This window comes from Arthrobacter sp. 05T444 (assembly GCF_056395905.1).
This window is the reverse complement of record NZ_JBFTKK010000001.1, coordinates 455,461-481,121: the sequence shown is the minus strand read 5'-3', so window position 1 is coordinate 481,121 and position 25,661 is coordinate 455,461. Positions and strand designations below refer to the sequence as shown.

Genomic DNA, 25,661 nt, shown 5'->3' with positions numbered 1-25,661 from the left:
GGACCACCCTCACCGGCGAAGGCCTGCAGCACGCCGACGGCCACTCCCCGCTGCTCGCCTCCACCAACCCCGCCGTGGTCACCTACGACCCCGCCTACGGCTACGAAATGGGCCACATCGTCCGCGACGGCATCGAACGCATGTACGGCCCGGATTCCACTGACCGGAACCTGATGTACTACATCACGGTGTACAACGAGCCCATCGTCCAGCCGGCCGAACCTGACGAACTGGACGTAGAAGGCGTCATCAAGGGCATCTACCTGCTGGCACCGGCCAAAATCGACGGCCCGCGTGCGCAAATCCTGGCCTCGGGCGTGTCGGTTCCGTGGGCGCTGGACGCGCAGCGGATCCTGGCCGAGGACTGGGGCGTCTCCGCGGACGTCTGGTCCGTGACGTCCTGGAACGAGCTCCGCCGCGACGGCATGGCTGCCGAGGAGGAAGCGTTCCTCAACCCCGGACAGCCCGCGCGGACACCGTTCGTGGCACAGCAGCTCGCCGGCGCGACCGGCCCTGTTGTCGCGGTCTCGGACTACATGAAGGCCGTTCCGGACCAGATCCGCCAGTTCGTGCCGAACGAATTCGCTTCGCTCGGCGCCGACGGCTTCGGCTTCTCCGACACCCGCGCCGCAGCACGCCGCTTCTTCAAGAACGACACCCACTCCATCGTGGTGCGTTCGCTGGAGATGCTGGCCCGCCGCGGTGAGGTTGACGCCCAGGCACCTGCCCAGGCCATCGAGAAGTACCGCCTGCACAACGTCAACGCCGGCACCACCGGCAACGCGGGCGGCGAGTCCTAGCCAACGGCTGCTGGACGCCTGCGGCTCCAGCAACTGCCTGACACGCACGACGGCGGCCCTCACCCGAAGGTGGGGGCCGCCGTCGTCGTTGGGGTGCTTTTGATCCGCTGTGACACAGCACAACCGCAGTTGTAGCCTTCGCACAAAATGGAGGTTGCAGGGCAGGCGCCGTATGCTCGATGCATGCCCCAGCCAACACCCGCCCCCGCAAAGCGCAAACCGGCGTCACGCAGCATGACACCGGAAAAGACGGAGACCCTGAAGAAGCTCAGGGCCAGTGTTGGCCAGTTGTCGACAACCACCATGCGCCAGCTCGAAAAATCGTTGCCCTGGTACAGCCGGCTCAGCTCCGATGAACGCTCGGCGCTCGGACTCGTGGCTCAGAACGGCATCGCAGCCTTCGTCACCTGGTACGAGCGCCCCAGCTCCCCCTCCTGGATCCTCACCGACGTTTTTGGCACGGCACCGACGGAGCTCACCCGTTCCATCAGCCTCCAGAAGGCGCTGCAGCTGATCAGGATCGTGGTGGAAGTGGTCGAGGACCAGGTCCCGGTCATCGCCCCCGAAGCGGACCAGCCCTCGCTGCGTGAGGCGGTGCTGCGGTACTCGCGCGAGGTGGCGTTCGCGGCGGCGGACGTCTACGCGAGGGCTGCCGAATCGCGGGGCTCCTGGGACACCCGGCTGGAGGCGCTGATCGTGGACGCCATCCTCCGCGGTGAAAACACGGACGCGCTGCGGTCCAGAATCGCGGCCCTCGGCTGGAAGGCCCAGGAGCGGTTCACCGTGATGGTGGGGAACTCGCCGTCGGAGCCCAGCGCCAGCTACGTGAGTGAACTGCGCCGCACCGCCGGCCGGTACGCCGAAGACGCCCTGGTGGGGATCCAGGGCGACCGCCTCATCCTGATTCTCGGCGGCGTCCACGACCGGGAAACGGCGTACCTGAAGCTGAGCGAGATGTTCGCACCCGGGCCTGTGGTGTACGGCGCCGAGGCGAGTTCCCTGCTGGAGGCGAGCGGGTCGGCGCAGTCGGCGTTCGCCGGACTCACCGCTGCCCGCGCGTGGCCGTCGGCGCCCCGCCCGGTGGCCGCCGATGACCTGCTTCCCGAGCGCGTCATTTCCGGGGACGACGCTGCGCGCCGGTCGCTCGTGAAAAATATCTACCGGCCCCTCGTGGCAGCCTCCAACGGGCTGGTGGAAACGCTCGGCACGTACCTGGAACTGGGGCATTCGCTGGAGGCGACCGCCCGCGAACTGTTCGTCCACGCCAACACCGTCCGTTACCGGCTCAAGCGGGTTTGTGACGTGACGGGCTGGGATCCGCTGCTCCCCCGGGAAGCCTTCGTGCTTCAGGCCGCCTTGGTCGTGGGCCGGCTTTCCACGCCGCCCAAGGCCCCCGTGGAGCGCCAGCCGGGGCGGAACCAGAACTGAACCGTTGTAGACTTCCTACAAACTGACCCAGTGAGCTTGGTGTACGCAAACACCCTTGATTCACGCGGTAATTTGGAAAGCTGGTTACGTGCTTGCAATCGTCTGCCCTGGACAGGGCTCACAGACCCCCGGTTTCCTGGCCCCTTGGCTGGAACTGCCTTCCGTAGCAGGCCATCTGGCCTCCCTCAGCGAAATCGCAGGCATCGACCTCACGGCGCACGGGACCACCTCGGATGAGGAGACCATCAAGGACACTGCCGTGGCGCAGCCCCTGATTGTCGCAGCCGGACTCGTGGCAGCGAAGGCCCTGTTCGACGTCGAGCTCAGCACCCTGCCGGTCATCCTGGCCGGGCACTCGGTGGGCGAGATCACGGCCTCCGCCCTCGCCGGCGTGCTTACCGAAAAAGAAGCCATGACCTTTGTCCGCAAGCGTGCCAACAGCATGGCTGCAGCCGCCGCCGTCACGCCCACCGGCATGAGCGCCGTCGTGGGCGGCGACCCGGCCGAGGTCCTGGCGGCCATCGAAGCAGCCGGCGCCACGCCAGCCAACGTCAATGGCGCTGGCCAGACTGTCGCCGCCGGCACCTTCGACCAGCTCAGGGCCCTGGCGGAGAACCCGCCGGCAAAGGCCCGGGTCATTCCGCTCAAGGTTGCCGGCGCGTTCCACACCTCACACATGGCACCGGCCGTGAGCGCACTGGAGGCCCTGCGTCCGGAGCTCCAGCCCCAGGCTCCTGCGGTTCCGCTGCTGTCCAACTTCGACGGCAAGGAAGTGACCGTCGGCACCGCCGCGGTCGACAGCCTCATCGCCCAGGTGTCGCGCCCGGTCCGTTGGGATCTCTGCATGGAATCCCTCGTGCAGCGCGGCGTCAGCGGCCTCATTGAACTGGCACCGGCCGGCACACTGGCCGGCCTCGCGAAGCGTGGCATGCCAGGCGTCAAGACCGTGGCCGTGAAAACCCCCGGTGACCTGTCCGCAGCCCTTGCACTATTCGCAGAATTGGAGGGACAGGCATGAGCGTTCCCACGCTGAAGCAGTCGCCCGTCAACGAACACACCCGCATTCTGGGCATCGGCGCCTACCGCCCCGATGTGATCGTGACCAACGAGGACGTCTGCCAGTGGATTGATTCGTCTGATGAATGGATCCGCCAACGCACCGGCATCATCACCCGCCACCGGGCCCCTGCTGATGTCAGCGTGATCGACATGGCAGAAGGCGCAGCCCGCGAGGCCCTGGCGAAGGCCGGCATCGAGGCCTCCCAGCTTGGCGCCGTCATCGTTTCCACGGTGACGCACCCCTTTGCCACACCGTCAGCGGCCGCGAGCCTCGCTGACCGGCTCGGCGCGACGCCGGCTCCGGCTTTCGACATCTCAGCTGCCTGCGCCGGTTACTGCTACGGCATCGCCCAGGGTGACGCACTGGTCCGCTCCGGAACGGCAGAGTACGTACTGGTTGTGGGCGCCGAGAAGCTGTCCGACGTCATTGACAACACTGAGCGCACCATTTCCTTCCTGCTGGGTGACGGCGCGGGTGCCGTGGTGATCGGCCCTTCCGAGACGCCGGGCATCGGCCCGTCCGTATGGGGTTCGGACGGCAGCAAGTGGGACGCGATCGGCATGACGCACTCGCTGCTGGACGTGCGGGAGTTCTCCGCTGCGCGCTCCGGGTCACTCGCGCACTCCGGAGCACAGCAGGGCACCGCCCTCAGCTCCGACGAAGAAGCCGTTACCGAGGCCGCCATCTGGCCCACCCTGCGCCAGGACGGCCAGACGGTCTTCCGCTGGGCCGTCTGGGAAATGGCGAAGGTGGCCCAGCAGGCCCTGGACGCCGCCGGCATCCAGGCCGAAGACCTCGTTGCCTTCGTTCCGCACCAGGCCAACATGCGCATCATCGATGAGATGGCCAAGAAGCTCAAGCTGCCCGAGACCGTGACCGTGGCCCGGGACATTGCAGAGGCCGGCAACACCTCGGCCGCTTCCATCCCGCTGGCCACGCACCGCCTGCTTCAGGAAAACCCGGAGCTGAGCGGCGGCCTTGCGCTGCAGATCGGCTTTGGCGCCGGGCTGGTCTTCGGCGCCCAGGTAATCGTCCTTCCGTAGGAATCCACAAACCAAGCCGCAACCGCGGTTTGCCCCATTTCCGGCATCCCCTGCCGGCAATAACAAGAAAAGGAGCCATCAATGGCTAGCAACGAAGAGATCCTGGCCGGACTGGCTGAAATCGTCAACGAAGAAACCGGCCTGGCCGCCGACGCCGTCGAGCTGGACAAGTCCTTCACCGAGGACCTGGACATCGACTCCATCTCGATGATGACGATCGTGGTCAACGCTGAAGAAAAGTTCGGCGTCCGCATCCCGGACGAAGAGGTCAAGAACCTCAAGACCGTCGGCGACGCAGTCAGCTTCATCGCCAACGCACAGGCCTAAACAGGCTCCAGCCGCATTCCGGCTGAACCCGGCTGGCCGGCCCGCAACAATCCGGGCCGGCCAGCCGATGCACCATCACAAATTTTCTCGCAGACCCCCTCCGCACGCCCCCAGCTCAGGCACCAGGCCCGGCAGCACAGGACACGGCACGCGCACCGACAGAGAGTGATCCCATGACACGCAAAGTAGTCATTACCGGTCTGGGTGCCACCACGCCCATCGGCGGCGATGTACCCACGATGTGGAAGAACGCACTGAAGGGGGTCTCGGGCGCCCGCACGCTTGAGGACGACTGGGTAGCCAAATACGAACTGCCCGTCCACTTCGCTGCCCGCTGCTCCACCCCTGCCCTTTCGGTCCTGAGCCGCGTTGAAGCCAAGCGCATGGACCCTTCAACGCAGTTCGGTGTCATCGCCGCCCGTGAGGCCTGGGCTGATTCCGGCATCACCGAAGTTGACCACGACCGCTTTGCCGTCGCCTTCGCCACGGGCATCGGTGGCGTGTGGACTCTCCTGGACGCGTGGGACACGCTGAAGGAGAAGGGGCCCCGCCGGGTCCTGCCCATGACCGTTCCCATGCTCATGCCCAACGGCGTGGCCGCTGCTGTGAGCCTTGACCTGGGTGCCCGCGCGGGAGCGCACACGCCCGTCTCCGCCTGCGCCTCCGGCACGGAAGCCCTGCACCTCGGCCTGGACCTCATCCGTTCTGGCAAGGCCGACGTCGTCATGTGCGGCGGCGCCGAAGCTGCCATCCATCCGATGCCGCTGGCCGCGTTCTCCTCGATGCAGGCGCTTTCCCGCCGCAACGACGATCCAGAGCACGCCTCACGCCCCTACGATCTGGGCCGGGACGGCTTCGTCATGGGCGAAGGCGCAGGCGCCCTGGTGCTCGAAGCCGAGGAGCACGCCTTGGCCCGCGGAGCGCGGATTTACGCCGAACTGGCCGGCACATCCGTGACGTCCGACTCCTACCACATCACCGCGCCTGACCCCGAAGGCCTTGGCGCCACCCGCGCCCTCAAGGCGGCCATGTTCGACGGCCGGATCCAGGCCGAGGACGTGGTGCACGTCAACGCCCACGCCACGTCCACCCCTGTGGGTGACAAGCCCGAGTACACCGCGCTGCGCGCCGCCCTGGGATCGCACGTGGATGACGTGGCGGTGTCCGCCACCAAGTCGCAGATGGGCCACCTGCTGGGCGCATCCGGCGCCGTTGAAGCCGTCCTGACGGTGCTGGCCGTGTATGAGCGCAAGGCCCCTCTCACGATCAACCTTGAGAACCAGGATCCGGAGATCCCGCTCGACGTCGTCACCTCCTCCCGCGATCTTCCCGCCGGAGACATCGTGGCGCTGAGCAACTCGTTCGGGTTCGGCGGCCACAACGCCGTCATCGCCGTCCGCAGCGTGTGACCGCACCTGACCAATGAGGAAGCCCCTGCCGGTTGGCGGGGGCTTCTTCATTGCTATGGAGGTGGCGTGTCAGCCCACCTGGTGCAGCCAGCGGACGGGTGCGCCCTCGGCCGCGTGCCGGAAGGGTTCAAGTTCCTCGTCCCACGCCTCGCCGAGGGCAAGGGAGAGCTCGTGGTAGACCGCAGAGGGGTCGCCCGCACCGGACTCGTAGGCGTAGCGGATGCGGTCCTCGGACACCATGATGTTGCCGTGGACGTCTGTGACGGCATGGAAGATGCCCAGCTCGGGGGTGTGGGACCACCGGCCGCCGTCCACGCCCGGGCTCGGTTCTTCCGTCACCTCGAAGCGCAGATGTGCCCAGCCCCGGAGGGCAGACGCCAGCTGCGCACCTGTCCCCTGCGCGCCGGTCCAGGACAGTTCCGAACGGAACATTCCGGGCGCGGCAGGCTGAGCGGTCCACTCAAGATCTGTCCGCTTGTCCACGACAGATCCGATGGCCCACTCAACGTGAGGGCACAGTGCGGTAGGCGCCGAGTGAATAAACAGCACACCGCGAGTCATTGCATCAGACATTCCATCCTCCATAGCTGTAGGTACGTCTTCCCCAACGACCTGCATGGACGAACTGCTGATGCTCCGGGCGCCGCGTGGTGCCGGTAATTCCTGCCAATCTATGAAAATAATGCCGGACCCGCAAGGCAGCTAAAGCCAGAGGCTTAAAGCACAACTTGAAAGTTGCCGGACTTGGCTCTTATTGTGCCGTACGCCGTCGAATTACGCCAGTGGAATTCGGCGAGCCGTGGAACCACGCCGAGGGGAATTGCGGATCTCCGCCAGGGGTGGAAGTCACATCAGGGACTGAAACCGGCCGCAGTCACGAATTCCGGTCCGGCCAGGCCGCGCGTGCAGGCCTTACGCCCGGGGATGCGCCTGTTGGTAGCTTTTATGGAGGCGGTCGACTGACACATGGGTGTATATCTGTGTGGTGGCCAGGCTGCTGTGGCCCAGAATTTCCTGCACGGCCCGGAGGTCTGCTCCGCCGTCGAGCAGATGCGTGGCTGCCGAGTGGCGCAGCGCGTGCGGGCCGGTAGCAGCGGTGTCCCCCAGGGCTTCGAAGAGACCCCTGACCACGCTCCGCACCTGGCGCTGGTCCACGCGGGCGCCGCGCATACCGAGGAACAGCGCGGGTCCGCTTCCCGCAGACACGAGCTTTCCGCGTCCGCGGCGTAGCCAGTCGTCAACGGCGAGCGCAGCCGGGAGACCGTACGGCACGGTGCGTTCCTTGTTTCCTTTGCCTAGGACACGCAAGGTTCTGCGGTCCGGATCGAGGTCATCGACGTCCAGCCCTGCCAGTTCGCCGACGCGGATTCCTGTGGCGTACAGCAGTTCGACCATTGCCCGGTTCCGCAAGGCGATCGGGGAACCGTCCTGGGCTGCCTCCTGCAGTTCGGTCAGCAGCCTGACGAGCTGCTGCTGCTGAAGCACCCCAGGCAGAGAGCTTTCCTTCTTGGGCGCCTTCAGACGAAGCGCCGGGTCGGCCCCTATGAGGTCCTCCCGGAGCGCCCAGGCCGTGAAGGTCCGTGCCGTGGCGGACCGGCGGGCAAGGGTGGAGCGGGAGATGCCGGCGTCGCTCTGGGCGCCGAGCCAGCGCCTGAGGGTCCCGAGCTCAATTTCGCCGAGCTCGCGGATCCCCTCGCCGGCCGCGTGTTCGAGCAGGCTGCCGACGTCCGACAGGTATGCCCGGACCGTGTGCTCCGAACGTGCCCGTTCACCCGTCAGGTACCGGCCGAAGGCGCTGACTGCCTGCGCCAGGGCCGGCGGCAGTTTGTCTTTCTCCACCCCCTCACTGTCCCAGCATTTGGCAGGCAATCAAGAATTGTTCCCGGCGAGCCGTGGCGTGGGTTTGCATCGTAATCAGCCGGCGTTTTTGGATCGCTTCCACGCGCCGCTTTCGGACACTGCAAGTCCCAGCAGGCCAAGCCTGCCGAGCCCCGCGCGGACCGACTCCGGACCGAGACCAGCCACGATGCACAGTTTCTCCACTGAACTGGTGGACCGCAGCGGCAGCGCATCGAGCAGGATCAAGTCCTCCAGCGTCAGGCCGTCGTGGACTGCGCTGCCGCCGTCCCTCAACTCCGGCAAGGATTCGCCGCTGGGCGCGGCCAGCTCAACGATCTCCCCCGCGTCTGTCACACAGACGGCGCCTCCGTCCCGCAGCAGCCGGTGGCAGCCAGCGGAGTTCGCGCTGTGCACGGAACCCGGCACGGCCCCGACAGATCTGCCGAGAGATTCCGCATGGTGAGACGTATTGAGCGCTCCGGAACGCCATCTGGCCTCCACGACCACAGTCACGGCAGCGAGCGCCGCGATGAGCCTGTTGCGCTGAAGGAAGCGGTAGCGCGTTGGGGCCGAACCGGGCGGAACCTCCGCAAGCACTGCACCCTGGTTGGCCACAGCCCGGAGCAGGTCCTCGTTGCCCGACGGGTAGAAACGGTCAACTCCCCCGGCCATCACGGCGATGGTCGGCACGGCCCCCGACCCGCCCGCCAGAGCTGCTCTGTGCGCGTGCGCATCAACACCGTAGGCGCCTCCGGAGACCACTGTGAAGCCCCGCTGCGCCAGAGAGTAGGCAAGGTCTCCGGTCACCGCGGCTCCATAGCTGGTGCTGTCCCGGGATCCGACCAAAGCGATGGATTTTGCCGCCGGCGGGAGTTCCATCTCCGTTCCCCGCCACCACAGGCAGATTGGTTCGTGGAGGCCAAGGTCTGCGAGCTGCCCGGGCCACAGCTCGTCTTCCGGAATGATCATGCGGCCGCCCAGCCTTTGCATAGTCGCCAGGTCACGTTCGGGTGCGAGATCCGGGATCCGGGGCGCCCACCGCTTTAGAGCCGCGGTCATGCCGGTCCAGGAGGTCGCAGAGCCATGTTCAGCCAGGACACCGGTGATTTCCTGTTCGAGCGCCGGGCCGTAACTCAGCTCCCCTGTGGCGATCCCCAGGGCGTCCAGCGCCCCCGCAACGTGCACCAGGGCGAGGCCTGCAGCATCCTGGGGTTCCATCAGTCTGGAGAGGGCCGCGCGTGCAAGTCTCTCGTTCTGCAATTTGTTTCCTTTCAGGCGGCTGCCGAGGCAGCCTGCCGGAGGTTCAACGCCTGTCCGATGTCATTGATGTCCGGACGCTCCCGGCTGGCGAGGTCAGCCAGTGTCCAAGCGAGGCGGAGCACGCGGTCGTAGCCGCGGGCAGTCAGAACGCCCCTTTCCAGGGACTGATCCAGAATTCGCGTGGTTGCCGAAGACAGCCTCAGCTGACCCCGCAGGACCCGCCCGGGAACCTGGGAGTTGGTTTCCATCCCCAACGGGCGAAGCCGCTGCAGCTGTCGCGTCCGGGCCGCCCAGACCCTGCCGGCGACTGTAGGTGTGTCCTCTTCCCCGCCGGACTGGCCGAAGTCTGCCAGCGAGACGCGCTCCACCTGCAACTGGATATCCACCCGGTCAAGCAGCGGACCGGACATGCGGGCCAGGTACCGGCGACGCATCGTGGGCGTGCAGATGCACTCGATGCCCTTGCCCGACGCTTTGCCGCAGGGGCACGGGTTTGCCGCGAGGACGAGCTGGAAGCGTGCCGGGTAGGCTGCGGTGCCGGCCGAACGGTGAATGACCAGCTCGCCGCTCTCCAGGGGCTGGCGGAGGGCGTCAAGCACCCTGCGTTCGTATTCCGGCGCCTCGTCAAGGAACAGGATCCCGCGGTGTGCGCGGGACGCCGCGCCCGGCCGTGGCAGGCCCGAACCGCCGCCGATAATGGCAGCCGACGTGGCCGTATGGTGCGGATTCTCGAACGGCGGACGCCGGACCAGCTGCAATGACGAAGACGGCAGCTCGCAGAGGGAGTGGATGGCCGTCACTTCCATGGCCTCGGTGTCGCCCAGATCAGGCAGCAGCCCAGGCAGGCGCTCCGCCAGCATGGTCTTGCCTGCCCCGGGTGGACCCATGAGCAACAGGTGGTGGGCGCCGGCAGCAGCGACCTCCAGGGCGCGGCGTGCGTCCCCCTGTCCGGAGACGTCGCACATGTCGGGGTTCGCCCCACCAGCGGGATCGGCTTCCTCGCCGGGCGCCTCGTCCTCCGGTTCGAAATCGAGGGCGAGCTCCAGGGGGTCGGCCCCGAAGTCGAAAGCGAGCCGCGCCAGCGTCTTATAGCTCTGAACCCGTGCACCGGGAACCAGCGCCGCTTCGGCGGCGTTGGGCTGCGCCACCACGACGTCCGGATAGCCGGCCTGGACGGCAGCCATCACTGCCGGGAGGACGCCGCGTACAGGCCGCAGCCGCCCGTCCAGGCCAAGCTCGGCGAGGAAGACTGTACGGCCGGTCGTCCGGATGTCATCAGCTGCGCTCAGCGCCGCCATGGCGATGGCGAGGTCGAAGCCGGAACCGCGTTTGGGTAGGGACGCCGGAATCAGGTTGGCCGTAATTTTCCGCCGGCTAAGCGGAATGCCAGAGTTCTGCGCCGCTGAACGGATCCGTTCCTTGGCCTCGTTGAGGGCAGCGTCCGGCAGGCCAAGAATCACAAATGCGGGCAGTGTCTGGCCGATGTCGGCCTCGACCTCCACGATGTAGCCATTTAGTCCCACGAGGGCCACCGAATACGTTCTTCCGAGCGCCATTAGCCCACACCCTTGAGGTGCTCAAGCGTGGGCGGGCACACGCCGTCGTCGACAACCGCGATGACGTCCACCCGGCGCAGCGGCATCCGGAGCTCACGGTCGCGGCACCAGGCAGATCCCAGCCGGTGCAGGCGCGCGAGCTTCTCTGCGCCCACCGCCTCGAAGGGGTGGCCGTACGCGAGGGAACGCCGCGTTTTCACTTCGGCGATGACCAGGACATCACCGTCCAGCGCCACAATGTCGATCTCACCGTCATGGCAGCGCCAGTTACGCTCCACGATCAGCATGCCCATTGATTCCAGATATTCCGCCGCGAGCTCTTCCCCGCGCCGGCCCAGCAGGTCTTTGGCTTTCATTTCTACCTCCGCAACAAGACTGCGGGGGCGGCGTCACGCGGGACAGTGGCCTATAGAGCTATGTGGGAAACAGAGGGCCGAACGGACTGGTGTGGAGGAACAGTGCACCCAAACGGCGGGTAGATCAGTTCCCCAGGTCGACGTCCTTGGGCAGCGCGAGCTCCTCGTTGCGCGGGAGCTCCTCGACGTTGACATCCTTGAAAGTGATGACCCGGACACTCTTGACGAACCGCGCGGAGCGGTAGACATCCCAGACCCAGGCGTCCTGCAGTGTCAGGTCGAAGTAGACTTCGCCATCGGCGCTGCGCGCCTGCAGGTCCACGTGGTTGGCGAGGTAAAAGCGGCGTTCGGTCTCGACCACGTAGCTAAACAGCCCCACGACATCGCGGTATTCACGGTAGAGCTGAAGCTCCATGTCGGTTTCGTAGTTTTCAAGATCCTCGGCACTCATGGTTCCATCTTGCACCATGGAGCGGGCCCACGCTCACACGTGACCGGCGCACCCAGTTCCCGGTAACGGCGGCAACCTGCCCCGCGCGCGGACAGACTGCGCGGACTGATTATTCGGACAGCAGGTTCCAACTGACCCGGTGATAAGGGCTGGGGCCAGCAAGCCGGATGGCTTCCCGGTGGACGGCGGTCCCGTAGCCCTTGTTGACGTCCCAGCCGAAGGCGGGGTACTCAAGGTGCAGTTGCCGCATCATCTGGTCCCGCTCAACCTTGGCCAGAACGCTCGCTGCGGCGACGCTCAGGCACTGCATGTCGGCTTTGACCAGCGTATGCACGGGCGCGTCACAGCCCGGATCCTCCACGGCTTCCTCGAACAGGGACGGCTGGGCGGCCGGCGAGAGCCAGTTGTGGCTCCCGTCCAGCAGCACGACGTCCGGAGTGATCCCTGCACCGAGGATCTCAAACCACGCGCGGTTTCCTGCCGTCCGCAGAGCCCCCATGATGCCCAGCTCGTCGATCTCCCGCGCGGAGGCATGGCCCACGGCAGAGGCCACGCTCCAGGCGCGGACCAGCGGGTCCAGCCGTTCACGGTCGGCTGCCTTCAGCAGCTTGCTGTCCCGGACGTCCGCCAGCAGTTCCATCTGGCGCAGGTCCACGACGGCGATGCCCACGCTCACGGGCCCGGCGAGTGCACCGCGGCCTACTTCGTCGACGCCGGCCAGGAACCGCGCTCCCCGGGGAAGGAAGCGTTTCTCATAGTCGAGGGTTGGTGCTAAAGACATCGCTAACCTGCCGACGGAACATTCTTGAAGACGTCAGGATAGTCATCCAGGCCGGCCCAACGGTTCACGGGCCAGGCGATGACGGCTGCCCTGCCTTCGATGTCCGCCAGGTCCACGAAGCCGCCGTTGGTGTCCGTGTGGGCACGGGAGTCCGCGGAATGGTTGCGGTTATCCCCCATGACCCAGACCTTGCCTGCGGGCACCACGACGTCGAAGTTCCGCACCAGCGGCACCTCGGCCGGGTTCACGTACTTTTCGTCAAGCGGTGCTCCGTTGACGGTCAGTTTGCTGTCGGCGTCGCAGCAGATCACGTGGTCTCCTGGCAGGCCGATGACGCGCTTGACCAGGTGCTGCTCAGAGTTGTCCGGGAGGAGCCCCACAAAGGTCAGCCCGTCCTCGACCCAGGTGAACGGTCCGTCGGCCTTTTGCGGAGCCGGCGGCAGCCAGCCCTTGGTGTCCTTGAACACCACCACGTCGCCGCGCGCCAGGGCGAACGGTTCAGGAACGAGGAGGTTCACGAAGATGCGGTCGTTGACGTCCAGGGTGCTCTCCATGGACTCAGACGGAATGTAGAACGCACGGAAAAGGAACGTCTTAATGAGGAAGGAGAGGACGACGGCGATGACCACCACCGTGGCAATTTCCTTCAGCCACACCAGAAACGGGTTTCGGGCGGGAGCCGGCCTCTTGCGGCCGGATCCGGCCGCTGCGGGCTCGCCTGAGCGTGCCGATCCGGTTTCGCCGGCACCGGCCGGTGAAGCTTCGCCAGGTCCGGTCTGCGCAGATTCGCCAGAGCGGGGGGGTGCGGATTCGCCGGGGACGGCCACTGCCGAAACGGGCTCGCCCGAAGCATGTCGTCCCGGCCTGGCAGCTGCCCGCTGCGGCTCGGAAGTCCCGGGGTCTGTCTCGGGCATTTACTGTCCGTCCTTAGTCGTTGTTATGGCCGCCAGCGGTGGCCGTGCCACTGACGCAAATCTATCAAGCGGCCAGAGGATCTGTACCGGCCGCCCGATTACCCTGTCCATTCGCACCATGCCTCCACCCGGCGCCCCCAGCAGGCTGCGTGAGTCAGCCGACACCGAGCGGTGGTCCCCGAGCAGCCACACCCGCCCCGCCGGCACGGAGGCGCTGAACTTCTGGCTGCTCGGTTCATCTCCCGCATACAGGTAGGGTTCCACGAGCGGCTGGCCGTTCACTGTGAGCCGGTGCTGGTCGTCGCAGCATACGACGCTGTCGCCCGGCAGGCCGATGACGCGCTTTACGTAAGTAGTATCACTGCCGGTGAGGCCCAGCCAGTGTCCGGCCGAGGCCAGGGCCTCCTGCAACGGCCCCGAGCCGGAGTTCAACGGCGCAAACGAGCCCCGGCCGTCAAACACCACGACGTCCCCGCGGCGAATCGGGTCGGACTGGAAGTCGGTGCGGGAAACCAGAATCCTGTCGCCCGTGTTGAACAGCGGCTCCATGGACGCCGACGGTATGTAATACACGTCCAGCCACAGGGAGCGGACCAGTCCGCTGAGGATGACGGCGGCGGCAAGCGCAAGAAACACAAAACGCCAGCCCGGTTTCCCTGGCTGGCGTTTTGTGTTGTCCATGGTCCGTATCCTGTGGCGCTGTCGCGGATGGCTCCGGCGCTGGCCGGATACGGGTTGGGACCCGCCGTGAAGTCCGGAAGACTTACTTGGCGGTGCTGAAGTCGCGCTTTTCCTTGATCTTCGCGGCCTTACCGCGCAGTGCACGCATGTAGTAAAGCTTGGCGCGGCGCACGTCACCCTTGGTGACGAGCTCAATCTTGTCGATGATCGGGGAGTGCACCGGGAAGGTACGCTCTACGCCGACACCGAAGGAAACCTTGCGGACCGTGAAGGTCTCACGGATACCGTCGCCCTGGCGGCCCAGGACGAAGCCCTGGAATACCTGGACACGGGAGTTCTTGCCTTCGATGATGTTCACGTGAACCTTGAGGGTGTCACCCGCGCGGAACTCGGGAACATCGGTGCGCAGCGAGGCTGCATCTACGGAATCGAGGATATGCATTGATCCACTCCTGGTGAACGCCACAGGTCATCCACGTTGGGTCACGACAGCCAAGCCCGGACAGTTAGGTCCCGGGAATTGCCGCCGAAAGTGTTGTGGTCCGGCCCCGCCACTGATTGGCGGCACCGGGGTGTCTGCTGTTGGCTGCGCTCCCCCTGTGGCAGGTGCGGGCCCAGCAGACACAAAGACTAATTTTGCCACACTCGGAGGTCTACAACCAATTGCTGCGGGACTTCAGGCGGACGATGTGCTTCCGGCGTCCGGGCGCCGCTTAAGGCGAGCGTCAACGACGTCGTACCCGAGATCCGCGAGGGCGGTGCGGTCAGCACGGGGAAGACTTCCGGCGTCGAACGTCTCCAGCAGGTCCGGGCGGCGTTCCGCCGTCCGCCGGTACTGCTCGTGGCGGCGCCACTGTGCGATCTTTCCGTGGTTGCCGCTGAGCAGGACCGCCGGCACTTCGCGGTCCCGCCAGACGGAGGGCTTGGTGTAGACGGGGTACTCGAGCAGGCCGTCCGAATGCGACTCCTCCACGAGTGATTCCGGATTGCCCACAACGCCCGGCAGCAGCCTGCCGATCGCCTCGACCATGGCCAGGACAGCCACTTCGCCGCCGTTTAGCACGTAGTCGCCGAGGCTGACGGGGCGCACCGTGAAGTGTTCCTCCGCCCATTCGATGACGCGTTCGTCAATTCCTTCGTAGCGGCCACACGCGAAGACCAGCTGGTCCTCCTCCGCAAGCTCGTAGGCCAGCGCCTGGTTGAAGCGCTCCCCCGCCGGAGACGGAACGATCAGCACCGGCTTGCCCGCAGCAGCCGGACGCGCCGCGGCCACGGACGCCAGCGCCTGCGCCCATGGTTCGGCCTTCATCACCATGCCGGCTCCCCCGCCGTAGGGGGTGTCGTCCACGGTGCGGTGGCGGTCCGTGGTGAAAGTGCGCAGGTCGTGGACGTTGAGGTCCAGTAGCCCGTCCTGGCGTGCTTTACCGATCAGCGAGAGTTCGAGCGGTGCCAGATACTCGGGAAAAATACTGACGACGTCGATTCTCATCTAGGCTTTGGCCCCCGACTCGGGCCGGCCGGACTCTGCCTCTCCGGCCTCGGCTTCCGCCTCGCCCGCAGTTTCAGCGTCTTCGGCGGTGCTGTCGTCGGTGTTGATCTCGAACAGCCCGGCCGGAGGGGTCACCAGGACATAGCCTTCTTCCACGTTCACCTCGGGAACGATCTGCTCCACGAAGGGAATGAGGATTTCCTTGCCGTCGGGAGTCTCCACGACCAGCAGGTCCTGGACGGGCATCGTGTTCAGACCCGAGATCTTGCCGACCACCTGGGAGCCGACGCGCGCTTCGAGGCCTACCAGCTCATGCTCGTACCAGCCTTCGTCGTCGTCCTCGTCGAGCTCCTCGGTTTCGATGAACAGCTTGGCGCCGCGGAGGGTCTCCGCCTCGTTCCGGGTTTCAATTTCCTCGAACGCGAGAAGGAGGATGTCCTTGTTCCAGCGTGCACTGAGCACGGTCAGGGGCCCGGCCGACGCAGGCTCCACCACGAGCTCCGTGCCGGGGACAAACCGGTCGTCCGGGGCATCGGTGAGCACCTGGACGGTCACCTCGCCGCGGATTCCATGGGGCTTGCCGATTCGTGCCACCTGAAGCTGCATGTGTTCCTCTGTTCCGGAGTGCGTTGTGAAAGTTTGCGCTGTGGTTGCGCGTCGGTCTTGCGGTAAAAACAGTCCGGCCCCTCCACCGTTAGCTGGTGGAGGGGCCGGACTCAAGACAAGTGTTGCAGGCGCGTTACCGGCGGCGGTCGGTGTCGACGACGTCGACCCTGACCTGCTCGCCATCTGCCAATGCCGCCACAACGGTGCGCAGTGCGCGCGCGGTGCGGCCCTGGCGTCCGATTACCCGTCCAAGGTCCTCCTGATGAACGCGCACTTCGAGGGTGTCCCCGCGGCGGTTGTTCTTCGCGCTGACCTTGACATCCTCAGGGGAGTCAACGATACCGCGGACAAGGTGTTCGAGCGCTTCTGCCAGCAACTTACTCAGCCTCGGTGGTCTCTGCTTCAGCCTCGGCGGGAGCTTCTGCCTTGGCCTTCTTGGTGATGGCTTCCGGGATGATCACGGAACCCTTTTCCGGAGCAACGAAGGCTTCCTTGGCAACCTTGGTCTTCAAGGTGCCTTCCTGGCCCGGGAGACCCTTGAATTTCTGCCAGTCACCGGTGATCTTGAGGATCGCGGCGACCTGCTCCGACGGCTGTGCGCCGACGCCGAGCCAGTACTGGGCACGGTCCGTGTCGACCTCGATGTACGAGGGCTCTTCGGTGGGGTGGTACTTGCCGATTTCTTCGATGGCACGGCCGTCACGCTTGGAGCGTGCGTCCATGACGACGATGCGGTAGTACGGTGCGCGCATCTTACCGAAGCGCTTAAGGCGAATCTTTACGGCCACTTTTGTGGTCACTCCTGTTTCTGAAACGGGGTCGAGCCCGGCGTTCTGCACCCGTGGGGCGGGCCGTACTAGGGGGTTCTAAAAGGACAAGATCCGGACGCGGAGAGAGGGGCCACGCAGATCAAGTACCTGTTTATTGTGCCAGATCGGCGGCACTATTTCGACTTGACATGCCCCCGGGCTCCGTTTTCGGCGGCCTGGGGGCTAAAAGGCGCTCCCGCCGGCGTGACCGCGCTGGCGTGCCCGGTGCCTGCGGTCGGTCAGGAAGACCACACGTAGAGGCCGGTCCGGCTGTTCTCGTCGACGCTTCCGGCGAGTTCTGCCAGCTGCTGGACGTACTTCCGCGCCTCGTCCGCGCCAAAGGGCATGTCGTCCTCGGCCGCCCACTTCTCGGCAACATCGTCCAGGACGTTGCCCTCCCCTTCGGATTCATAGCTGAGCAGTTCGGCGAGCGCACGGACCATGGCCGGCGGCACTCCGAGCAGCGCGTCGCTGGCCACGTCCACCATGGCGAGTTCATAGTCGGCACCCGCTGCGTGCACGGCCGTGCCGGCGAGATCACCAAGCTGTTCAATTTCAAAGTCGCTGATCCCGGGAATCCGGACGCCCCCGGCGGACGCGGAGGCGCCGGCGCCAAGTGCAGCGGCGCGCTTGAGGGCTTCACTGTGGGTGGCAACAAACATTTCGGTGAAGCCCATGGACATCGTCCTCGTTCCGTCGACGGCGGGGTCCCCAGGCGGCAGCGGCGGCCGCCCGGGGATGGTCGAAATCAGCCTAACCCACACCCGCCGCGTGGATTCAGCCGACGATGGTTTCGGCGTACTGCGCGCTCAGCGCACGGCGACACGAATGCGGTTGCGCCACGGGTCCTGGAACCGAAGCTCCGCCCCGGTGTGGTGGGCAGCGACTCCGGCGACCTTTAGGCGGTCGGCGAGCGCTCCGACGTCGTCGCCGGCCGGGACTTCGATGAGGACTTCGCCCAGGCCCAGGGTGTCCCGCCGGGGACCTGCGCCGCGGCTGTTCCAGACGTTCATGGCCATGTGGTGGTGGTAGCCTCCGGCGGAGACGAACAGGGCCTGGCCGTGCCAGCCTGCCGTCTTCTCGAATCCGAGGGTGCCAACGTAGAAGTCGTGGGCCGACTGGACGTCGCCAACCTGCAGGTGGACGTGACCCACCCCTGCCTCCGTGCCGCGCTGGCCCTCCACCGCACCCTGGGTCAGGTGGTCCTGCAGGTACTTCTGCGGCGGCAGCGCAAGGCTGTCCATGACTACATTCTTGCCGTCCCAAGACCAAGCATCGCGGGGGCGGTCCCAGTAGAGTTCGATGCCGTTGCCTTCCGGATCACTGAAGTAGAAAGCCTCGCTGACCAGGTGGTCGGCGCTTCCCGTGAAGGACTGCGGCTCGTACTGCGCCGCGGTGGCCACGGTGGCTGCCAGTGCCTCCTGATTGTCGAACAGGAGTGCCGTGTGGAAGAGGCCGGCTTCTCCCCGGCCCGGAATATTCAGGCCCGGGGCGGGAGCGAGATGAACCAGCGGCGTCTTAAGCCTGCCAAGGTAAAGGCCGCCGTCCTGCTCCGCCACGACGTCGAGGCCGAGCGCCCGCTGGTAGTAGTCGGTCATGAGGTTCATGTCCCCCACTTTGAGCATCACAGTGCCCATGGTGAGATCGGCAGGAAGAAGATCCTGGCTGCTGGCTGCTGGTGTCATTTGAGTACTCCCGGACTCCCTGGCCACCGGATTTCGATGGTCTCTACATATCTAAATTACTTGAAGCTTCAATTTATTCCTAAACGGACAACGCGTCCCCGCAGAACTATGCCCCTGAGATCCCTGATGGTTCCGGGCACCTCGCGGGGGTCCTCAGTGCACAACACCACGTCGGCACTTGCCCCTTCGGCCAGGCCCTCCGCTCCCAGCCACCGGCGGGCACCCCAACAGGCGGCGTCCAGGGCAGCAGCCGCCGGAAGGCCTGCGGCGTGGAGGGCCAGGATCTCGTCAGCTATCCGGCCGTGCCGGATCACGCTGCCCGCGTCCGTTCCAGCGAAAACCTGCACCCCGGCTTCGTGCGCTTCCAAGATCCGTTCATTCCGGCCTTCCCACAGGGCCCGCATGTGGGCCGCGTAGCGCGGAAACTTGGGTTCGGCCTGGGCAGCGATATCCGGGAACGTCGCGATGTTGATCAGTGTGGGAACGATCGACACGTGCTGCTCGACCAGCCTGGGAATGTGCCGCGGCAGAAGTCCCGTGGCATGTTCGATGCAGTCGATTCCGGCGTCCAGCACGTCGTCGAGCGTGTCTTCGGCGAAGCAGTGTGCAGTGACCCTGGCGCCCTCATCGTGGGCGGCGCTGACGGCGTCCCGTACCGCCGAGGCGGGAAACGACGGCGCGAGGTCGCCGGCGTCGCGGTCGATCCAGTCCCCCACCAGCTTGACCCAGCCATCGCCGGAACGCGCCTGCTTGCGGACCGCCTCGACAAGGCCCTCCGGCTCCACTTCGACGGCGAAATTCCTCAGATAGCGGCCTGTCCGGGCGATGTGCCGCCCGGCCCGGATGATCCTCGGCGCTTCCGGGCTGCGCTGGAGCCAGCGGGTATCGCTGGCCGCGCCTGCGTCCCGGACGAGCAGCGTGCCGGCGTCGCGGTCAGTCATCGCCTGGGCATAGGCGGTGTCGTCGTCCACGGCGCCTCCGGGCCCCAGCCCGATGTGGCAGTGGGCATCCACGAAGCCGGGCAGCACCCAGCCGTCAAGTACTGCGTCCGGGACGACTGCCGGGCGGCGGAAGGTCAGCCGGCCGTCCACGGCCCAAAGGCCTGCCCGCTCCTGGTCCGGGCCGGTAAGCGCGGTCCCGCTGAATTCGATGATGGGCGCCATGGCTCAAGCGTAATCCGTACGGCCCGGCCCGGCGTGTGTCACACCCGGCACGGATGCGGCACCCGCCTGCCGCCCTGTGGTAGCTTCGTCTACGACCACACGGGTGCCCCTGCAGGGGCTGAGATCGGGCTAGCGCAGCCTGCGACCGTTGAACCTGTCCGGGTAATGCCGGCGAAGGAAGTGAGCAGTAAATGAACACCCAGAAAACACGGCTGAGCCCTGCCCAAAACGAGGCGGCCCATAACGAAGCTGGCCAGCAGACCACCCAGTCGCTGAAGTCGCACTCACTGGCTTACATCGAGGGGGAAGGCCTGCGCGTCCCGGTCACGGAAATCGCCCTGGAGCCGTCTCCCAACGGGGAGCAGAACGAGCCGCTGCGGGTCTACCGGACTGCGGGTCCGGGCAGCGACCCGGTAGTGGGCCTCGCCCCGTTCCGCTCGGAATGGATCGAAGCACGCGGGGACACGGAGCCGTACGGCGGCCGGCAGCGGAACCTGCTCGACGACGGCAGGTCGGCTGTACGTCGCGGCGCAGCTTCCGCGGAGTGGAAGGGAGCGCAGCCGGTGCCCCGCCGCGCCGTCGGGGGCAAGACGGTGACCCAGATGCACTATGCCCGGCAGGGCGTCCTCACCCCGGAAATGCGCTTCGTGGCACTCCGCGAGAACTGCGACGTTGAACTGGTGCGCAGCGAGGTGGCTGCAGGCCGTGCCATCATCCCCAACAACATAAACCACCCCGAGTCCGAACCCATGATCATCGGCAAGGCGTTCCTGGTAAAGATCAACGCCAACATCGGCAACTCGGCGGTAACCAGTTCGATTGCAGAGGAAGTGGACAAGCTGCAGTGGGCCACCCAGTGGGGCGCGGATACCGTGATGGACCTGTCCACCGGCGATGACATCCACACCACCCGCGAATGGCTGATCCGCAACTCCCCCGTCCCTATCGGCACCGTTCCGATCTACCAGGCGCTGGAGAAGGTCAACGGTGAGGCCAATGCCCTGACGTGGGAGATCTTCCGGGACACCGTGATTGAGCAGTGCGAGCAGGGTGTGGACTACATGACCATCCACGCCGGAGTGCTGCTGCGCTACGTCCCGCTGACCGCCAACCGCGTCACGGGCATCGTGTCCCGCGGCGGGTCCATCATGGCCGGCTGGTGCCTCGCACACCACCAGGAGAACTTCCTTTACACGCACTTTGACGAGCTGTGCGAGATCTTCGCCAAATACGACGTCTCCTTTTCGCTCGGCGACGGCCTCCGGCCGGGCGCAACCGCCGATGCCAACGACGCCGCACAGTTCGCCGAACTGGACACCCTGGCGGAGCTGACCCAGCGTGCCTGGGAATACGACGTCCAGGTGATGGTTGAAGGCCCAGGCCACGTCCCGTTCCACCTGGTGCGCGAGAACGTCGAGCGCCAGCAGGAGCTGTGCAAGGGCGCTCCGTTCTATACCCTCGGCCCGCTGGTCACGGACGTGGCGCCCGGCTACGACCACATCACCTCCGCCATCGGTGCCACGGAGATCGCCCGCTACGGTACGGCCATGCTCTGCTATGTGACGCCCAAGGAACACCTGGGGCTGCCCAACAAGGACGACGTGAAGACCGGCGTGATCACCTACAAGATCGCCGCCCACGCCGCAGACCTCGCCAAGGGCCACCCCGGCGCCAATGAGAGGGACGACGCCCTGTCCAAGGCGCGCTTCGAGTTCCGCTGGCGGGACCAGTTCGCCCTGTCCCTTGACCCGGTAACGGCAGAGGCCTTCCACGACGAGACGCTGCCGGCCGAGCCTGCCAAGACCGCACACTTCTGCTCCATGTGCGGGCCCAAGTTCTGCTCCATGCGCATCAGCCAGGACATCCGGAACGAGTACGGCTCGGCCGAAGCGCAGGCGGCACTTGCCGAGATGGCCGAAGGAATGCGTGAAAAGAGCCAGGAGTTCCTGGCCGCCGGCGGAAAGGTCTATCTGCCGGAGCTCAAGCTTCCGGAAACAACCCGCTAAATCAGGACGCCCGGGGCTGTCGCCGCCGGCCGACCTCGGCAACAAATGACCGGATAAAACGGTCACCCTCGGGGGAATCCTGGGGCCGGTGCCCGCCCGCGGCAGTGCGGTGCAGGGCGCCGGTCTCCCTGAGGTACCCGGCAATCTCCTCATAGAGGGGTTCCCAACCGCCGGTGAGGACCAGAGTAGGGACGCCCGGAACGATCTGCAATGGGGCCTGCCAGGGAGGTGCCTGCAGCCGCAGTCGCCTGGCGGCACGCCTCGCTTCCGGCGTGCTCGGGCCGGGCGCTTCCGCAGCGAAGGCACGCCGCACAAACTCCCGCTCGTAGTCGTCGTCGCCGAGCTGGTGCCGGACCTCGAACAGGGGCTCCATCAACGCCCGGTGGGCCGCCGTGGCCGGCAGTTCCGCGGTCAGCGACAAGCAGGCGGGCTCCACGAGCGTCAGCGAGAACACGAGGTCCGGGCGTTCGACGGCGGCCATCATCGCTGCGATGGCCCCTTGGGAGTGCGCCACCACGTGGCCTCCGGCAGCGCCCCGGCCGTCATCGGCCAGCGACCGAAGCACGATTTGGGCGTCCTCGGCGAAGTCCGTCTCCAGCGGTTCCGCTTCGGCGTCGAAGCCGTGCCGCCGCAGGAAAAGGGCGTCATACTGCAGGGCCATGCCGTGCTGGCGCGGCCAGGCGGCGGAGCCGAAGCTCCCGGCCCCGTGGACGAACACTACCCGCTGCTTAAACATGACCCAACCTTATGGCAGAGGCCCGACATCGGCGCGGGCCGACATGACAGTGCGCCTATTTGCCGAGGAACTTGTCGAAGCCCTTCGGCAGGTTCAGCTCGGACGGGTCGAAGTCGCCGCCCTGCTGGCCGAAGGCAGCGCCCGTGGGCAGCGCCTTGGCCGCGCTGGCGCGCCGGGCCTCTGCGTCACGGAGTTCCTGTGCCGCCTTGGCGGGGTTGCCCGAACGTGCCTTCTTCTTGGGTGCATTCTTGGCACCCTTGCGGGCACCGCCGCCGGCCCCCATTCCGGGCATTCCGGGCATGCCCGGCATGCCGCCGCCCTGGGCCATCTTCTTCATCATCTTCTGGGCCTGGGCAAAGCGCTCCAGCAGGCCGTTGACCTCGGAAACGTGAACACCGGAACCCTTGGCGATGCGGGCCCGCCGCGAGCCGTTGATGATCTTGGGAGCGACTCGCTCGTGCGGGGTCATGGAGCGGACGATCGCCTCGACACGGTCGATTTCGCGCTCGTCGAACTGCTCCAACTGCTGGCGGATGTTCTGCGCGCCGGGCATCATCATGAGCATTTTCTTCATGGAGCCCATGTTGCGGATCTGCTGCATCTGGGCGAGGAAGTCGTCCAGCGTGAAGTCTTCCTGGTCGGCGAACTTCTTCGCCATCCGCGCAGCTTCGTCCTTGTCCCAGGACTTCTCGGCCTGCTCGATCAGCGTGAGGACGTCGCCCATGTCGAGGATGCGGGACGCCATGCGGTCCGGGTGGAACAGCTCGAAATCGTCCAGGCTTTCGCCGGTGGACGCGAACATGACGGGCTTGCCGGTGACCGACGCGACGGAAAGCGCGGCACCGCCGCGGGCATCGCCGTCGAGCTTTGACAGCACGATGCCGGTGAAGTTGACGCCCTCATCAAAGGCCATCGCCGTGTTCACAGCGTCCTGGCCAATCATGGAGTCGATCACGAAGAGGACTTCATTCGGGACGATGGCCCGTCGGATCTGGCGTGCCTGTTCCATCATGTCCGCGTCGACGCCGAGACGTCCGGCGGTGTCCACAATCACGACGTCGTGAAGCTTCTGGCGGGCGTCCTCGACGCCCTGCCGGGCGACGGCGACAGGGTCGCCGGCCGGGTGCTCAAGCTCGGAGGTGGCTCCGGGGTGCGGGGCGAAGACGGGAACGCCGGCGCGCTGGCCGACGACCTGCAGCTGGGTCACTGCGTTAGGGCGCTGGAGGTCGGCGGCCACCAAGATGGGGCTGTGACCCTGCGCCTTGAGCCACTTGGCGAGCTTGCCGGCGAGAGTTGTCTTGCCGGCGCCCTGGAGTCCGGCAAGCATGATGATGGTGGGCCCGGTCTTGGCCAGGCGGATGCGGCGCGTTTCCCCGCCGAGGATTTCGACGAGCTCCTCGTTGACGATCTTCACGATCTGCTGGCCCGGGTTCAGCGCGGCATTGACCTCGGCGCCGAGTGCACGCTCGCGCACGCGTCCGGTGAATTCGCGCACCACGGGCACGGCAACGTCTGCGTCCAGCAGGGCCCGCCGGATCTCCCGGACTGTGGCGTCGACATCTGCCTCGGTGAGGCGGCCCTTGCCACGGAGATTCTTGAAGGTTGCTGTCAACCGGTCAGAGAGTGAATTGAACACGCGCCGTGCACTTCTTTCAGTGGATGTACGGATGGCTGCCCTGCGGCACACCAGCGTCTCGGCCGTTGTTTCCAACCGCGTCGACGACGGGACTCGACTATCTAGGGTACCAAGCCGGGCCTCCAAGGTGGCATGCTGTCAGGGTGACGAGCCAAACAACTGTGAAAACTCTGCTCATTCTGGGAGCCTCCGGCGATCTCACCGGCCGGCTCCTACTGCCCGGGCTCGCCCGGCTGGTGGCCAAAGGCGGGGCCGGCGGGCTCAACCTCGTGGGGGCGGGATCGGACCCGTGGTCGCCGGCGGAGTGGCAGGACCGTGTCCATGCCGCCTTCGCCGATGCGGCTGGCGGGGCCGACTCCGCCGGGAAGAAGGCACTCACGTCGCTCGCGAAGGCCACGACTTATCATCAGCTCGACGTCACTGCGGACGGTCCTCTGGCTTCGCTGCTGGCAGAGCTGGAGGGCCCAGTGGCCGTCTACTTCGCCCTGCCACCGCACGTGAGTCAGAAAGCCTGTGAGATACTGGCGCCGCGGCAGGTCCCTGCCGGCACCCGGCTCGTCATGGAGAAGCCCTTCGGCTCCGGAGAGGAGTCCGCGCGCCAGCTCAACCGGACACTCCTGAACCTCGTCCCCGAAGACCACATCCACCGGGTGGACCACTTTCTGGGCAAGGCCACAGTGCTGAACATCCTGGGCCTGCGCTTTGCCAACAACTTCCTGGAGCCTGTGTGGAACCGTGAACACATCGCGCAGGTGGAGATCATCTTCGACGAAGATCTGGCCCTCGAAGGCCGCGCCCGGTATTACGACAGCGCGGGCGCCCTCCGGGACATGATCCAGAGCCACTTGCTGCAGATCATGGCCCTGATGGCCATTGAACCGCCGGCCACGCTCGGCGAGCGCGACCTCCGGGACGCCATAGCCGCTGTCCTCCGTGCCAGCAGCATCAGGCCGCCGTACAAGACCAGCACGCGCCGTGCCCGCTACGCGGCCGGCAGCATCGACGGAAGGAAGGTCCCCGACTACGTCAAGGAGGAGGGGGTCGACCCGGACAGGAACACCGAAACGCTCGCTGAAATCCGGGTGGACATTGACAACTGGCGCTGGAAGGACGTGCCGTTCATTCTTCGCTCCGGCAAGGCGCTTGGCGACAAACGCAAGGAGGCCGTGGTCACGTTCCGGCCCGTGCCGCACCTTCCCAAGGGATTCTCCGGCGTTGACGCCCCCAACAAGCTCCGGATCGGTTTCGGGCCTGACACCCTCGAGCTCGACGTCGACGTCAACGGTCCCGGGGACATCTTCAGTTTGGACCGCACCACCCTCAATGCGGAGCTGAATGCCTCCGAACTGCTCCCCTACGGGGAGGTGCTGGAGGGCGTCCTGACCGGCGATCCCCTGCTCTCGGTCAGGGGAGACACCGCCGAGGAGTGCTGGCGGATTGTGGAGCCGGTGCTCAGGGCCTGGTCGCGGGACTCCGTTCCGCTGGAGGAATACGAGGCGGGCACGAACGCTCCGGACGGCTTGGCAGGTTCGGTCCGTACTAAATAGGGCCGAATCGCTTTGGGTATGCAAAAGGGCCGGCCACCGTTTCAGGTGACCGGCCCTTTTCTGCATTCCCGTTGGGCTG

General features: G+C 66.2%; 27 protein-coding genes and 1 riboswitch. Of the genes, 8 read left to right on the top strand and 19 right to left on the bottom strand.

The genetic code is table 11. From position 1 onward, the window contains the following. The 6 genes from AC1DD3_RS02195 to AC1DD3_RS02170 all read left to right on the top strand — a co-directional run. Positions 1-800, top strand: an 800-nt coding sequence (locus tag AC1DD3_RS02195; RefSeq protein WP_476880851.1) for a transketolase-like TK C-terminal-containing protein, incomplete at its 5' end; no start/stop codon positions are given. A gap of 183 nt (positions 801-983) precedes the next feature. Beyond that, a complete protein-coding gene (locus AC1DD3_RS02190; RefSeq protein WP_230116791.1) occupies positions 984-2,228 on the top strand; it encodes a PucR family transcriptional regulator in 1,245 nt (414 codons plus the stop codon). An 88-nt stretch (positions 2,229-2,316) separates the two neighbouring features. Then, a complete protein-coding gene (locus AC1DD3_RS02185) occupies positions 2,317-3,246 on the top strand; it encodes an ACP S-malonyltransferase (protein ID WP_476880850.1) in 930 nt (309 codons plus the stop codon). Next, positions 3,243-4,331 (top strand): beta-ketoacyl-ACP synthase III, encoded by a 1,089-nt coding sequence (locus tag AC1DD3_RS02180; RefSeq protein WP_230116793.1) that lies wholly within the window; start codon positions 3,243-3,245, stop codon positions 4,329-4,331. Before AC1DD3_RS02185 ends, AC1DD3_RS02180 begins: the two co-directional genes overlap by 4 nt. Before the next feature lie 81 nt (positions 4,332-4,412). Further along, positions 4,413-4,658, top strand: coding sequence for an acyl carrier protein (locus AC1DD3_RS02175; protein ID WP_230116794.1), 246 nt, complete (start codon positions 4,413-4,415; stop codon positions 4,656-4,658). Between the two features lie 173 nt (positions 4,659-4,831). Beyond that, positions 4,832-6,067, top strand: a complete 1,236-nt coding sequence (locus AC1DD3_RS02170; protein WP_230116795.1) for a beta-ketoacyl-[acyl-carrier-protein] synthase family protein — start codon at positions 4,832-4,834, stop codon at positions 6,065-6,067. Between the two features lie 69 nt (positions 6,068-6,136). On the opposite strand, the gene AC1DD3_RS02165 is transcribed toward AC1DD3_RS02170, so the two are convergent. From AC1DD3_RS02165 to AC1DD3_RS02085, 17 genes are all read right to left on the bottom strand, one after another. Continuing rightward, positions 6,137-6,640, bottom strand: coding sequence for a DUF3145 domain-containing protein (locus AC1DD3_RS02165; protein ID WP_230116796.1), 504 nt, complete (start codon positions 6,638-6,640; stop codon positions 6,137-6,139). Positions 6,641-6,979: 339 nt separating this feature from the next. Beyond that, complete coding sequence (locus tag AC1DD3_RS02160; protein WP_230116797.1) at positions 6,980-7,906, bottom strand: tyrosine recombinase XerC; 927 nt, start codon at positions 7,904-7,906, stop codon at positions 6,980-6,982. Positions 7,907-7,981: 75 nt separating this feature from the next. Continuing rightward, a complete protein-coding gene (dprA, locus tag AC1DD3_RS02155; protein ID WP_230117038.1) occupies positions 7,982-9,124 on the bottom strand; it encodes a DNA-processing protein DprA in 1,143 nt (380 codons plus the stop codon). A 53-nt stretch (positions 9,125-9,177) separates the two neighbouring features. Next, positions 9,178-10,722, bottom strand: a complete 1,545-nt coding sequence (locus tag AC1DD3_RS02150; RefSeq protein ID WP_476880849.1) for a YifB family Mg chelatase-like AAA ATPase — start codon at positions 10,720-10,722, stop codon at positions 9,178-9,180. Next, positions 10,722-11,078 (bottom strand): YraN family protein, encoded by a 357-nt coding sequence (locus tag AC1DD3_RS02145; RefSeq protein ID WP_476880848.1) that lies wholly within the window; start codon positions 11,076-11,078, stop codon positions 10,722-10,724. Before AC1DD3_RS02145 ends, AC1DD3_RS02150 begins: the two co-directional genes overlap by 1 nt. A 124-nt stretch (positions 11,079-11,202) precedes the next feature. Further along, entirely contained in the window at positions 11,203-11,529 is a 327-nt protein-coding gene (locus AC1DD3_RS02140) for a DUF2469 domain-containing protein (protein ID WP_003806068.1), read from the bottom strand. 109 nt (positions 11,530-11,638) lie between these two features. Further along, positions 11,639-12,310, bottom strand: a complete 672-nt coding sequence (locus tag AC1DD3_RS02135) for a ribonuclease HII (RefSeq protein ID WP_230116800.1) — start codon at positions 12,308-12,310, stop codon at positions 11,639-11,641. Between the two features lie 2 nt (positions 12,311-12,312). Next, entirely contained in the window at positions 12,313-13,224 is a 912-nt protein-coding gene (gene lepB / locus AC1DD3_RS02130) for a signal peptidase I (RefSeq protein ID WP_230116801.1), read from the bottom strand. Continuing rightward, complete coding sequence (gene lepB / locus AC1DD3_RS02125; RefSeq protein ID WP_230116802.1) at positions 13,225-13,905, bottom strand: signal peptidase I; 681 nt, start codon at positions 13,903-13,905, stop codon at positions 13,225-13,227. An 82-nt stretch (positions 13,906-13,987) separates the two neighbouring features. Further along, positions 13,988-14,347, bottom strand: coding sequence for a 50S ribosomal protein L19 (gene rplS / locus AC1DD3_RS02120; RefSeq protein WP_056632605.1), 360 nt, complete (start codon positions 14,345-14,347; stop codon positions 13,988-13,990). A 234-nt stretch (positions 14,348-14,581) separates the two neighbouring features. Then, on the bottom strand, positions 14,582-15,394 hold the full coding sequence (gene trmD, locus AC1DD3_RS02115) for a tRNA (guanosine(37)-N1)-methyltransferase TrmD (protein ID WP_230116804.1): 813 nt from the start codon (positions 15,392-15,394) through the stop codon (positions 14,582-14,584). Continuing rightward, complete coding sequence (gene rimM / locus AC1DD3_RS02110; protein ID WP_230116805.1) at positions 15,395-16,000, bottom strand: ribosome maturation factor RimM; 606 nt, start codon at positions 15,998-16,000, stop codon at positions 15,395-15,397. Positions 16,001-16,133: 133 nt separating this feature from the next. Beyond that, entirely contained in the window at positions 16,134-16,376 is a 243-nt protein-coding gene (locus AC1DD3_RS02105; protein WP_076802241.1) for an RNA-binding protein, read from the bottom strand. Position 16,377: 1 nt separating this feature from the next. Next, on the bottom strand, positions 16,378-16,788 hold the full coding sequence (gene rpsP, locus AC1DD3_RS02100; RefSeq protein WP_230116806.1) for a 30S ribosomal protein S16: 411 nt from the start codon (positions 16,786-16,788) through the stop codon (positions 16,378-16,380). Between the two features lie 260 nt (positions 16,789-17,048). Then, positions 17,049-17,486 (bottom strand): hypothetical protein, encoded by a 438-nt coding sequence (locus AC1DD3_RS02095; protein WP_476874771.1) that lies wholly within the window; start codon positions 17,484-17,486, stop codon positions 17,049-17,051. Positions 17,487-17,618: 132 nt separating this feature from the next. After that, entirely contained in the window at positions 17,619-18,494 is an 876-nt protein-coding gene (locus AC1DD3_RS02090; RefSeq protein ID WP_230116808.1) for a VOC family protein, read from the bottom strand. Between the two features lie 68 nt (positions 18,495-18,562). After that, complete coding sequence (locus AC1DD3_RS02085) at positions 18,563-19,657, bottom strand: amidohydrolase family protein (RefSeq protein ID WP_230116809.1); 1,095 nt, start codon at positions 19,655-19,657, stop codon at positions 18,563-18,565. Positions 19,658-19,746: 89 nt separating this feature from the next. Then, positions 19,747-19,854: riboswitch (TPP riboswitch) on the top strand. On the opposite strand from AC1DD3_RS02085, the gene thiC reads away from it, so the two are divergent. After that, positions 19,849-21,663, top strand: a complete 1,815-nt coding sequence (thiC, locus tag AC1DD3_RS02080; protein WP_230116810.1) for a phosphomethylpyrimidine synthase ThiC — start codon at positions 19,849-19,851, stop codon at positions 21,661-21,663. It overlaps the preceding riboswitch by 6 nt. Before the next feature lies 1 nt (position 21,664). Here the strand turns inward: thiC and AC1DD3_RS02075 are convergent, their stop codons facing one another. Both AC1DD3_RS02075 and ffh read right to left on the bottom strand, forming a co-directional pair. Next, a complete protein-coding gene (locus AC1DD3_RS02075; RefSeq protein ID WP_476874770.1) occupies positions 21,665-22,399 on the bottom strand; it encodes an alpha/beta hydrolase in 735 nt (244 codons plus the stop codon). 55 nt (positions 22,400-22,454) lie between these two features. Continuing rightward, a complete protein-coding gene (gene ffh / locus AC1DD3_RS02070) occupies positions 22,455-24,035 on the bottom strand; it encodes a signal recognition particle protein (RefSeq protein ID WP_476880847.1) in 1,581 nt (526 codons plus the stop codon). A gap of 143 nt (positions 24,036-24,178) precedes the next feature. On the opposite strand from ffh, the gene AC1DD3_RS02065 reads away from it, so the two are divergent. After that, positions 24,179-25,582 carry a glucose-6-phosphate dehydrogenase gene (locus tag AC1DD3_RS02065; RefSeq protein ID WP_476880846.1) on the top strand — a complete coding sequence of 468 codons (1,404 nt, stop codon included), beginning with the start codon at positions 24,179-24,181 and terminating at the stop codon, positions 25,580-25,582. Positions 25,583-25,661 lie beyond the last annotated feature (79 nt).